The 12,143-nt window shown below is 37.4% G+C and carries 11 protein-coding genes; 5 read left to right on the top strand and 6 right to left on the bottom strand.

Annotated elements, in window-relative coordinates:
• Positions 1-93: 93 nt before the first annotated feature.
• Both C9J34_RS02260 and C9J34_RS02255 read left to right on the top strand, forming a co-directional pair.
• On the top strand, positions 94-3,108 hold the full coding sequence (locus C9J34_RS02260) for a hybrid sensor histidine kinase/response regulator (protein ID WP_238600538.1): 3,015 nt from the start codon (positions 94-96) through the stop codon (positions 3,106-3,108).
• Positions 3,109-3,113: 5 nt separating this feature from the next.
• Positions 3,114-3,812, top strand: coding sequence for a response regulator transcription factor (locus C9J34_RS02255; RefSeq protein ID WP_107838232.1), 699 nt, complete (start codon positions 3,114-3,116; stop codon positions 3,810-3,812).
• A 56-nt stretch (positions 3,813-3,868) separates the two neighbouring features.
• On the opposite strand, the gene C9J34_RS02250 is transcribed toward C9J34_RS02255, so the two are convergent.
• The 4 genes from C9J34_RS02250 to motA all read right to left on the bottom strand — a co-directional run bounded on the left by C9J34_RS02250 (position 3,869) and on the right by motA (position 7,580).
• Positions 3,869-4,783 carry a pseudouridine-5'-phosphate glycosidase gene (locus C9J34_RS02250; RefSeq protein WP_107838231.1) on the bottom strand — a complete coding sequence of 305 codons (915 nt, stop codon included), beginning with the start codon at positions 4,781-4,783 and terminating at the stop codon, positions 3,869-3,871.
• A complete protein-coding gene (locus tag C9J34_RS02245) occupies positions 4,780-5,868 on the bottom strand; it encodes a carbohydrate kinase (protein WP_107838230.1) in 1,089 nt (362 codons plus the stop codon). Before C9J34_RS02245 ends, C9J34_RS02250 begins: the two co-directional genes overlap by 4 nt.
• Positions 5,869-6,028: 160 nt before the next feature.
• Positions 6,029-6,796 (bottom strand): flagellar motor protein MotB, encoded by a 768-nt coding sequence (locus C9J34_RS02240; RefSeq protein WP_107838229.1) that lies wholly within the window; start codon positions 6,794-6,796, stop codon positions 6,029-6,031.
• Positions 6,780-7,580: a flagellar motor stator protein MotA gene (gene motA, locus C9J34_RS02235; RefSeq protein WP_107838228.1), complete on the bottom strand. Its 801-nt coding sequence runs from the start codon at positions 7,578-7,580 to the stop codon at positions 6,780-6,782. The genes C9J34_RS02240 and motA overlap by 17 nt, the downstream gene beginning before the upstream one ends.
• A 182-nt stretch (positions 7,581-7,762) precedes the next feature.
• Between motA and C9J34_RS02230 the strand changes: the two genes are divergently transcribed.
• From C9J34_RS02230 to C9J34_RS02225, 3 genes are all read left to right on the top strand, one after another.
• Complete coding sequence (locus C9J34_RS02230; protein ID WP_107838227.1) at positions 7,763-8,998, top strand: aminopeptidase; 1,236 nt, start codon at positions 7,763-7,765, stop codon at positions 8,996-8,998.
• 129 nt (positions 8,999-9,127) lie between these two features.
• The gene (locus tag C9J34_RS21780) at positions 9,128-9,286 is read left to right on the top strand and encodes a hypothetical protein (protein WP_193768861.1); all 159 of its coding nucleotides are present in this window, start codon (positions 9,128-9,130) and stop codon (positions 9,284-9,286) included.
• Between the two features lie 158 nt (positions 9,287-9,444).
• Positions 9,445-10,011, top strand: a complete 567-nt coding sequence (locus C9J34_RS02225; protein ID WP_107838226.1) for a beta-class carbonic anhydrase — start codon at positions 9,445-9,447, stop codon at positions 10,009-10,011.
• A gap of 340 nt (positions 10,012-10,351) precedes the next feature.
• Here the strand turns inward: C9J34_RS02225 and C9J34_RS02220 are convergent, their stop codons facing one another.
• Together C9J34_RS02220 and C9J34_RS02215 are read right to left on the bottom strand one after the other, a co-directional pair.
• Positions 10,352-10,897 carry a GNAT family N-acetyltransferase gene (locus tag C9J34_RS02220; protein ID WP_411830060.1) on the bottom strand — a complete coding sequence of 182 codons (546 nt, stop codon included), beginning with the start codon at positions 10,895-10,897 and terminating at the stop codon, positions 10,352-10,354.
• Positions 10,898-11,233: 336 nt separating this feature from the next.
• Positions 11,234-12,079, bottom strand: coding sequence for a polyphosphate kinase 2 family protein (locus tag C9J34_RS02215; protein WP_107838224.1), 846 nt, complete (start codon positions 12,077-12,079; stop codon positions 11,234-11,236).
• Positions 12,080-12,143: the final 64 nt, after the last annotated feature.

Raw genomic sequence — 12,143 nt, 5'->3', positions numbered from 1 at the left:
ATCATGGCGTTAAGATTTCTTAATGTTCAAACTCTATCTATTAATAAAGATAGTTATCTTGTATAATCCAACTAAAACGATATAAAGTGAGGGATGGAAATCAAAAAACTATCGATATTGTTCGTTATTTTGATTGGTTCGATGTTAATCGCAGGCGTTACATTTTTCTTTACACAACCTCGTTCATCTGATTTCCAAGCAGTTGATGGTGTAATGGATTTACGACATCATAAGTTTCAAGATCATACGCCAATTCAATTGGACGGGGAATGGGTATTTATTCCAAATAAATTAGTCGATAGTTCGACATTCGATTCCCATCAAAGCTATATTGTTGATGTCCCTTCTCTTTGGATGAAATATACGGTCGATGGACAGCCACTACCCGCCCTTGCAAGTGGTACATATCGATTAAAAATTTTAATCGATGACGATGAGGAAATTTTAGGGATTAAAACGAGTATGATTCGCATGTCGAATGCGATATATATCAATGGGAAGCGTGTAGGAAATAGCGGTGAGCCTGCTGAGGATTCTAGCTATGCCCCACATAATACACCCTATGCAGCTTATTTTCCATCAAATCAACAGGAGTTAGATTTGATTGTACATGTGACAAATTTTGATTATGCACCTGGTGGTGGGATTATTCGCTCAATTTTTCTTGGAAATCAGCATAGTATTGCAAAGCTTCGTGAAGGGGCACTTTTCTATGACTTAATTACAACGGCTGCCTTCTTAACCGTATTCATTTACTTTCTAGGCTCATATCTTTATTCAAGATTAGGAATTGAGCAGCTTTATTTTTCCTTATTTTGTTTTTCCTGTGCATTGTACACACTAACACATGGAGAGAAGTTTCTATTAGCCTTGATTAATATGGATTATGTGCCGTTTCAAAAAATACAGATGATGTCGAGCGTTTTGATTGGCCTTTTTCTATTATTGTATTTTTACACCGTCTTACACAAATACATGAACCTGCAGGTAGTAAGAGTGCTATGTGCTTTTGGTATTTTGCTCCTGCTAGTCATGCTATTGCCAGCACCTATTAACTCGAAATTTCAAAATATCAATTCATTATATATTTTTACTAACCTTATTTATATTTTCTATGCAGAACTTATCGCCATTTACCATCGTGCAACGGGGATATTGTATTTAGCCTTAAGCTCATTAACGATTTTGCTTTATTTTATTGTCGCTACTTTAAACACGCATATTAGCTTAGAGTTAAATGCTTTACCACCACTACTTCCATTTATTTGTTTGACAATGCTTTCTTTATATATTTCGCATCGTTTTGCGGACTCTTATTTAGAAAAAGGGAAGCTGACAGAGGCACTGCTTCGCGTCGATCAATTAAAGGATGAGTTTTTAGCAAAAACATCGCATGAATTCCGAACGCCTTTGCATGGCATCATGGGGATTTCACAATCGATGCTTAATACACAAAATACGCCAGAGCAGGAAGAAAAAATGGCGCTGATTTTTAATATTGCGAAACGCCTCTCCTATTTAGTGAACGATATACTTGATTTTTCAAAGCTCAAGGAAAATGAATTAACATTGCGTATGACATCCGTTGATTTATTTTCGGTGACACATATGACCGTTGAGGTGCTGTCTTATACGATTACTAAAAACGTTAAAATCCATAATCGTATTGCACGTGGTACTTTTGTCCAAGCTGATGAAGACAGGCTTCGTCAAATTTTATATAACTTAATTCATAATGCCGTGACATATACGAATGAAGGAAAAATTGAGATTACTTGTTATGAAGAAAAAGAATTTTTAGTCATTAATATTCAAGATACTGGTCATGGTATCGCACAAGAGGAGCTAAAAAATATTTTTGGTGCTTTTCAGCAATCTGAGCATTCGATAGGTGGGACAGGCTTAGGTCTACATATTACAAAGGAGCTTGTCGAACGACAAGGAGGACAAATCCATGTTACGTCTGTCGTTGGACAAGGAACAACCTTCTCTGTCAAATTATTAAAGGCGCAACACATTAACGAAGAGTCTTCTCCTCTACCAATACCAACATATCAACAACCTTTTTTAACATTCCCTTATATCATCGAAAGAAAAGGGATGAAAAAAGTGTTAATTGTGGATGATGATGCAGTTAATTTGAAAGTGTTAATTGATATTTTGGAGCAGGAAAACTATTCTGTGATTGCCATTGATAATGGGCAGCAAGTTTTTGAACAACTGGGGCAGCATCCCGATATTGATTTACTAATTTTAGATATTATGATGCCGAATATTTCAGGTTATGAGATTTGCCAGCAGGTTCGCCAAAGCTACACATCCGTTGAGTTGCCTATTTTAATGTTAACAGCGGCGATTCGTCCAGAGGATATGATAGCGGCCTTTCAATCGGGAGCCAATGACTTCTTGCATAAACCACTCGATATCATTGAGCTGAAGACACGTGTGCGCAATCTCGTTTTATTAAAGGAATCAGCTGAAACTGCAGTTACAATGGAAACAGCATTTTTACAAGCGCAAATTAAACCACATTTTATTTATAATGTGCTCAATTCGATTTTGTCGCTAAGCTATATCGATTTAGAGCAAGCGCGTGCCATGATTACAAATTTCGCTACTTTTTTACGCAACAGCTTTTCATTTGAAAATACGAATAGCCTTGTACCACTTAATAAAGAGCTGGATCTTATACAAGCGTATGTAAATATTCATCAAACAAGGTTCCCATCGCAGCTAGATTTTGATATACAAGTAGATCCTGCAGCCACAAACTGTGTGATTCCACCACTATTGCTTCAACCTTTAGTAGAAAATGCCTTACTTCACGGCTTAAAAACAAAAAAAGAGGATGGCAAGCTATTAATTCAGATTGAAAAAAAACAGCAAGCTGTTCATTTTATTATAAGTGATAATGGGATTGGCATGGAGAAAGAACAGTGTGAGCATCTTTTAGGAGATGAGGTAGGACATAGTCAAAGTGTCGGTTTGCGCAATATTACAAAGCGTTTGAAGAAGTATGAGCATGCCTCAATTACAATTAATAGCGAGATGAATAAAGGAACTACTCTTGAAATTGTGTTCCCGTTTTATTTTAATCGAAAGGAGTGAGCTGAATGTTAACAGTATTCATTGTGGATGATGAAATTTTAGCCATTACTTTATTAGAAGCACTTTTACAGGAAAGTGAACTCGTTCAGATTGTGGGGAAATTTTTAAACCCTTTAGAAGCATTAGAACATATCCCGATTGTAAAGCCTGATATTTTATTTTTAGATATCGATATGGCAGAAATGAATGGTATTGAGCTTGCTACTGTACTTGAGCAAACGGAACAGACCTTTGATATCGTTTTTGTCACAGCCTATGAGCATTATGCGCTAGAAGCATTTAATGTACAGGCGACGGACTATATTTTAAAGCCCTTAGATAAAAATCGATTATTCAAAACGATTGATCGCATCAGACAGCGGAAAAAGCTTTCGCCAAGTACTAAAACATCTACTGAGCATAAAACGATCCATTCATTGCACTTCCATCTTCACTCTGGAAAAGTATCAATCAATGATACGATGCTGACATTAGCAACAAAGGAATTTCAAATTTTATACTTTTTAGCACAACATGCTGGTCAACTATTCCCCGCCTCTGAACTTTACCAGCTTATTTGGGGTGAGGATAGCATGGGACAAACACAGTCTTTAAGAGTGCACATTAGCAATTTGCGGAAAAAGTTAGAAGCCGTCCCTAACCACAACACTAAAATTGCTATGACACGTGGACAAGGATACAGCTTAGTTTTTGAGGATGAATAAACAAAATGCCCCTAGTATCCTTTCACATTGCAAGGACAGCTAGGGGACATTTTCTATTATTTATTTGCCGTTAAAGCTACAGCAATTCCTGCACCAATTTTCGCGTTATGTTTAACTAATGCAATATTTGCATCTAATGATTTGCCTTCTGTTAGCTCTTTTACTTTGCCTAGTAAGAATGGTGTTACATCCTTACCAGCGATGCCTTTTTGAGTTGCTTCTTCTAATGCACCTGCAATAATGCCGTTAATGAAACTTGCTTCCATTGAATGCTCTACAGGAATCGGATTCGCAATGATTGCTCCACCACGTAAACCTAAATTCCACTTCGCACGCATCATTGCCGCTACTTCCTCTGCTGAGTTACCACGGAAGTTTACAGCAAATTCACTTTCTCTCGTAAAGAATGCTGGTAAGACATCTGTTTCATAACCAATCACAGGTACACCTTTTGTTTCTAAGTATTCTAATGTTAAGCCAATATCTAAAATTGATTTTGCTCCTGCGCAAACAACGGCTACATTTGTCATTGCAAGCTCTTCTAAGTCTGCTGAAATATCCATTGTTGTTTCAGCACCACGATGTACACCACCGATACCACCTGTTACAAATAGTTCGATGTCTGCAAGCTCTGCACAAATCATCGTTGCTGCTACTGTTGTCGCACCTAATTTTTTTGTCGCAAGTAAATAGCCTAAATCACGGCGAGAAGCTTTTGCTACACCTTGTGCGTTACCAAACATTTCTAACTCATCATCAGATAAACCGATTTTAATTTGTCCATCAATTAAAGCAATCGTTGCTGGTACTGCACCATTGTCGCGAATAATTTGCTCTACTTCACGCGCTGTTTGTACATTTTGTGGATAAGGCATACCGTGAGAGATAATTGTTGATTCTAATGCAACGATTGGTAAACCTTTTTCCATTGCCTCTAAAACCTCTTGTGAATAAGATAAATATTGTTTCATTGTGAATTCCTCCAATTATTATATTCGTTTTGTGTCACTTGACGTACCGTCGTATTTGCTTGCAATGTTTTCGCGGCGTGATAAAGTGCAAATTGCACCGCTTCATGTAGAGTGTCTCCTTGCATCACACCATGTAAAGTAGCGCTAACAAAGGCATCTCCCGCGCCTGTTACATCTTTCACATCTTCTATTTCATATGCGGCATAATGCTGTAAGCCTGCCTCATCTCCAACTAGCACACCTTGTTCACCTAAAGTGAGAACAACATGCTTTGCCCCTTTTTGTAGCAATGCTTTTACTGCTTCTTCATAACCAGCGTCATCTGTAAATGTCATATGCAAGTATGTTTCCGCTTCATCTCGATTACAAATAAAATAAGTGACACCTTGTAAATCATCAGGCATTCGATTCATTTTAGGTGATGAAACAGGGATAATAGCTAATGGAATATCTCGCTCCTTCGCAAGCTGCTGCACATACGTAACCGTTTCCTTCGGGCAGTTTAAATCAATCACAATTGCTGAAGCGTTTATTAATGTTGCGATATGCTTTTCGAGAAGACTTGGCGTGAGTGCATCATAAATGGCCATATTCGCTAATGCGATAACAAGATCGCCATGTTGATCTAATATGGCTGTATAGGAACCTGTTTGCTCCTCCACCAGCTTTTCTATTACATCTAGCTCAATAAAAGCGCGACTCGCTTGTTCAATCATTTGTGCATCTGCATCTTGCCCAAGTGTCGTTAGCAATTTTACTTGATTACCTAGGCGCCCTAGATTTTCTGCAATATTGCGGGCAACACCGCCGACACTTTCATTGGCTGTTACAGGGTTCGATGTTGCTAACTGAACTTTATTTGTAATATAAAGTTTCCTGTCAACATTTGCCCCACCTATCGCAAGTATAGTTTGCTTTGTTGGTAAGACATATGCCCGACCGACGATTTCTCCTTTTTTTATCAAACCAGAAATAATATTGGCAAGAGCGGGGCGTGACATATTTAATTTCTCCGCCATTTCTTGCTGTGATAAATAAGGATTTCCTCGAATCGATTGTAGGACAAGCTGCTCCTTGTCATTCATTGCAATCCCCTCCAAGAACTTTTGTTTAAATTATAAACTTTTGTTTAGAGGAAGTCAAAGAAATTTTGACGTTGGCAAAATTTCTTTATTAAAAACGCAAAAAAGGCTGTAGGAAAAACCTTGCATAAACAAGCTTTACCTACAGCCTTACTATCTTCAATTATTCATCAATATCGCTGCCGTCTTCTGCCACTAATGGCTGAATTAATACTTCAACACGACGGTTTTTTGCACGACCCTCTGGTGTTGCATTATCAGCAATTGGATCATACTCACTCTTGCCAATTGCACTAAAATAACTTGGGTCTAAATCTGGGTTACTCTCAAGAATACTATCTAAAAATCTAGTTGCTCGCATCCCAGATAAATCCCAGTTTGAGTGAAACTGTGCATTATTCATTGGTACATTATCCGTATGCCCTCTAATGATAATTCTACGTGGTATATCCGAATATAAAATAGTTGATAGTTCCCCTGCGATGGCTTCATACTCGGGCTTGATGTCTGCTCTTCCTGGGTCAAAAAGTATGCTATCACGAATGATAATTTGCACACCGCCATCTTCTACCTTTATCACTTCAAACTGCTCTTCTAGCTCATTGACAGCGATAAACTCCTCTATTCTTCTTAACGTATCCTGTAGCTCTTCTTGATCCCTTACATACTTCATTACTTGATCCGTCACTTCATCACTTATCGCATTTGGATCTGGTACTACAGATGGGTTGTCCATTACACTGATACCGCCATCAAATATTTCGCTAAATACTTCAGATACCCTTTCTAGCTTTTCTTGGTCTACTGAGCTAGAAGCAAATAGTACAATAAACAGCGCCAATAATAATGTCAATATGTCAGCATATGGAACTAACCAAGACTCATCAATATGCTCTTCGTGCTTTTTATGTTTTTTATGCTTCTTTGCCAAGGCCACCCGCCCCGCTTTCCATGATTTGCTTACGTTCTTCTAAAGATAAGTAAGAAGCTAGCTTTTGTTCAATGACACGTGGCGCTTCCCCTTCAAGAACGGATAAAATCCCTTCAACCATCATACGCTTTTGCTTTGCCTCGACAGAAGATTTTCGCTTCAGCTTATTAGCAAATGGATGCCACAATACGTAACCTGTGAAAATCCCTAATAATGTCGCAACGAACGCTGCAGAAATGGCATATCCTAATGCCTCAACATCGCTTAAATCTTTTAACGCAGCAATTAAACCAATTACGGCCCCTAATACCCCTAACGTCGGTGCATATGTACCTGCTTGTGTAAAAATTAAAGCTCCACTTGTATGACGATCTTCCATCGCTTCAACTTCTTCGGATAATACATCGCGAATATAGTCTGCATTTTGACCATCAATTGCAAGCGTTAAGCCATTTTTCAAAAATGGGTCTTCAATTTCTGCTGCTTTACTCTCAAGCGCTAACAATCCTTCACGACGTGCTAAATCAGCCCATTGAGAAAACATTTTAATAATTTCTATGTCGCTAGTTAATTTCGTTTCTGTAAATAGTACTTTAAATAGTTTTGGCACTCGTTTTAATTCCTTCATCGGAAAGGCGATTACTACTGCGGAAATAGTACCAAAAATAATAATTAAAATGGCCGCTGGGTTCGCTAGTGAGCTTAAGCCTACCCCTTTAAGTATCATACCTACAATTAATGAAACAAATGCTAGAACTATACCTATTAACGAGGAAAGATCCATTATGTATACCTCCAATAACCTATACTGTTTTTATTTTATAATTATATTCTATCATTTAGTATAAGCTTATTTACATTTTTTTTCGATGTATTAATGCATTTTTCTATGAATTTCGGTATATTTGATTAGATGGTAGCAATACGATTGCTTTTTATTATAAAAATGATGGAGGACATGAGAAAATGAGCACAGTTTTTGAAAAAAATTTATTAAAATACGCTGAACTCGCTGTAAAAATAGGAGTAAATATCCAAAAAGACCAATTCCTTTTTATTCAAGCTTCTACAGAAGTAGCACCATTTGTTCGTCTAATTACAAAAGTCGCTTATGAAAATGGCGCTCGTCAAGTATTTGTCGATTTTACGGATGATGAAATTGCACGTCTGCGCTATGAATTAGCACCGGAAGATTCATTTGAATTTTTCCCTGAATGGAAAAAGCATGAGCGCGAATGGTTAGCTGAACAAGGCGCTGCATTTATGTCAATTGTTTCTCAAAGCCCAGATTTATTAAAAGGTATTGACACGAAGCGAATTGCAGCAACTCAAAAAGCAGCTGGTACAGCGTTAAATAAATATCGCCAGTATGTACAGTCAGATAAGATTAGCTGGACAGTTGTTGCTGCGGCCTCTCAAGATTGGGCAGCTAAAGTATTCCCTGAATTATCAGCAGACGAGCAAGTAAATGCATTATGGAATGCTATTTTCAAAGCAACTCGTGCTGATTTAGCAAATCCTGTTGAAGCATGGAAAAATCATGATGATGCATTACATGCAAAGGTTGATTACTTAAATGACAAAAAATATGCAAAGCTACACTATATAGCTCCTGGTACGGATTTAACAATTGAATTGCCGAAAGGTCATTTATGGTGTGGTGCAGGTAGTGTCAATGAGCGTGGTCATGAATTTATGGCAAATATGCCGACTGAAGAAGTATTTACAGTACCGCATCAAAAAGGGGTAAATGGCTATGTTTCTAGTACAAAGCCGTTAAGCTATGGCGGTAATATTATTGACAACTTCAAGCTAACTTTTGAAGAGGGTCGCATTGTGAAGGTGGAAGCTGAGCAAGGCGAAGAAATTTTAAAACAATTAGTTGAAACAGATGAGGGAGCACATTATTTAGGTGAGGTTGCCCTTGTTCCACACGAATCACCAATTTCAGCATCTGGTCTCTTATTCTTTAATACATTATTTGATGAAAATGCATCGAATCACTTTGCAATCGGTAGTGCCTATGCATTCTGTCTAGAAGGCGGCAAAACGATGTCATCAGAAGATTTATTAGCAAATGGCTTAAATCAAAGCATTACGCATGTTGATTTTATGGTCGGCTCTGGTGAAATGAATATTGATGGCATTACAGCTGAAGGTCAAAAAGAGCCTGTATTCCGCAACGGGAATTGGGCATTTTAGTGGACATTTCCTTCAAAATGTTGACATAAGTTCAACTATTAAATTTGAATAATATGAATTAGCTCTACTTTGCTAGTAATTTTTCATGTATAATAGTAAATAATGATTGTATGAAGGGAGATAGAAGTAATGTTTATTTTTGATCATCATCATCCAATGACATCTTATTTCTACACAACAGTATTAGGGTTTACAGTAGTCCTTATACTTTCTGTATGGTTCTTTATTCATTACTTACGTGTAGGTTTACAGTCATCTGATTCTACTCGTATCGATGCTAAAAAATAATAAAGTAAGTTTAAGACTGTGTTCATAAGTATGGGCTTATGATACAGTCTTTTTCTATACGAATATTGTCATTTTTTAAGGAAAAGCTGGTGATTTTACTATTTGGCATTCTTTCTATTTTGCTTTACAATTTAGTTGTAAAGGAAAGGGGCAATTATATGACTTCATTAAAAGAAATTTTAAATTTCAATGAATTTTTCGTAGCACATAAACAATATGAGCCTTATATTACGACTAAATATCCTGATAAAAGAATCGTGATCCTTACTTGTATGGATACGCGATTAGTTGAGTTATTGCCAAAAGCGATGAATTTTCGCAATGGGGATGTCAAAATCGTAAAAAGTGCTGGAGCTATTGTCAATCATCCGTTCGGCGGCATTATGCGTAGCTTGCTAGTAGGGGTTTATGCATTACAAGCAGATGAAGTGTATGTTATTGGTCACTATGATTGTGGTATGAGTGCAGTTGACCCTGACCACGTACTTGATAGCATGAGAGAACGCGGTGTTGCTCAAGAAACACTCGATATTATTAGCTACTCAGGTGTTGATTTACGCGAATGGCTGCGTGGCTTTGGCGATGTAACGACAAGTGTTTTAAAAAGTGTGGAGCTTGTCCGTCAACACCCACTTATGCCAAAAGGAATACCTGTTCATGGTCTTGTCATTGATCCAAACACAGGACGTCTTGATTTAATTCAAGATGGTAGCGAGTTTTTATAAAGGCTGAGACAAAAAAATTTCAGCCAAACTAAAATACGAACTATTATGGTATTTTCTATGAAAACCTCATAATAGTTCGTATTTTAAGTTATCCCGTATTAACAGACTGTAAGACCCCTACTTCAAAATATAGGGTAAAGCCAAAATATTTAAGTGGGGGATCAACAGTCTGTAAAAACCCGATTGAGGCCAACAGGATATTGGTCACACAAGCGTTTTCACAGGACGTGAAGTGCTTAGCTTGTATCCCTTTATTAACAATCAGTAGGAGATGAAGAAAACTCCCACTGATTGAAGGTTCACTTTGTTGATAATGATATTTCGCTAGCTTAATCTCTCTTTAGAAATCCTCCATCAACAGTGCAAACATATAATGATCTACCCATTGACCATTAATAAATAATAGCTTGCGTAAGAGCCCTTCCTTCTGGAAGCCTACCTTTTCTAATACACGTATAGAAGGGGTATTAGTCGGTGCTACATATGCCTCAATACGATGCACCCCCACTTGCTCAAAGGCAAATTTCGCTACAATCTTTGCTGCCTCTGTCGCAATGCCTTTTCCTACAAAATGCTGATCCATTGAATAGCCAATAAATGCACTTGAATATGGGAGTCTTTTAACCGCGTATAAAGAAATATGCCCAATTAAGCGATTTGTCCCTTTGACAAATATCCCGAACGAAAACTCTCGCTTTTCTTCTAACAAGTATAAACTTTCCACAATTTTTTTACGTTGTGTTTCTACTGTATAAAAATTAGGATGATGTAGTGGCTCATATGTTGACCAAAAATATTTATTTTCAGATAGCAACACTGCCAAATTAGGTGCATCTGCTTCTACTAAAGTTCGTAAATCACATCGATCACACGCAATAGTAATCACCTTATCACCTTTCTTTTGAAATAAGCTAAAAAAATCTCTCAGCATTTTTTATACAGCGCTCAACTCAAGCGCCTTCTCCTCAAAAAATTTATCCCGTATTAACAATCTTTTACGTGCCAAAAACATAGCGTCAGCAGCAGGATACATGGCTTCCACTTCAAAATATAAGATGAAACGAAAATGTTTAAGTGGGAGATCAACAGCCTGTAAAAACCCTACTTTCGGCCAACATGATATTGGTCAAATAAGTGTTTTCACAGGATGTGAAGCACTTAGCTTGTGCTCCTTTATCACCAATCAGAGGAGGATGAAGCCCCTACTGATTGAAGATTCACTTTATTTACGCTTCTTCCTTTTGCTTTTCACTACGTTTTTCGGTTTAGCTACTTCTTCATTGACTTGCTCAATCACTTCTGTTTCTTCTTCATCTGGCTGTACAACAAATTGATTCGTTAAATGCAGGCCTCTTCTTTCCGCTTCCTTTTCTATATGAGCAAGCGCTTCTTTTAATACTTGCACACGTGCATATAATTTATCATTTCCAGGTATTAAAATCCACGGAGCATTCTCGCTATCTGTTTTAGCAAAGATATCATTAGCCGCTACCATATAATCTTTGAATTTATCTCGGTTGCGCCAATCCTCGTCTGTTAACTTCCAAGCTTTGTAAGGGTCCGCAGCTCGATCATTAAAACGTCTTAGTTGCTCTTCTTCATCGATATGTAACCAAAACTTAATTACGATATAATCGCCATCAGTTAATAATTTTTCAAAACTGTTTATTTCTCCATATGCTCGATCCCACTCTTCTTTCGTTGCAAAGCCTTCTAAGCGCTCAACCAAGACTCGTCCATACCAAGAACGGTCAAATATTGCAATCTGTCCATGCTGTGGTAATTTACGCCAGAAGCGATGCAAATAATTATAGCGAAGCTCATGTGGCTGTGGAGCAGAAATGGGATGTACAACTAAGCCGCGCGGATCGATTCGCTCGGTTAATCGCTTAATTGCGCCACCTTTACCGGCAGCATCCATTCCTTCAAATACAAAAATTAAGCCAATTTTATTATTAAATAAAAATTGTTGTGCATTGAGCATTTCATATTGCAGTACTTTTAACTTCTTTTTATACATTTTCTTGTCCATGCTTAATGTTAAATCTAAATCGCTTAACTTTTTCATTTTTCCCACTCCTTAATTAGTAAATTATTATTATTTTATCCTATTTAGAACGACAATCATATAT

The sequence above is a fragment of the Metasolibacillus meyeri genome, assembly GCF_003049505.1.
Lineage (GTDB): Bacteria > Bacillota > Bacilli > Bacillales_A > Planococcaceae > Metasolibacillus > Metasolibacillus meyeri.
This window is presented reverse-complemented; position numbering and strand designations above follow the sequence as displayed.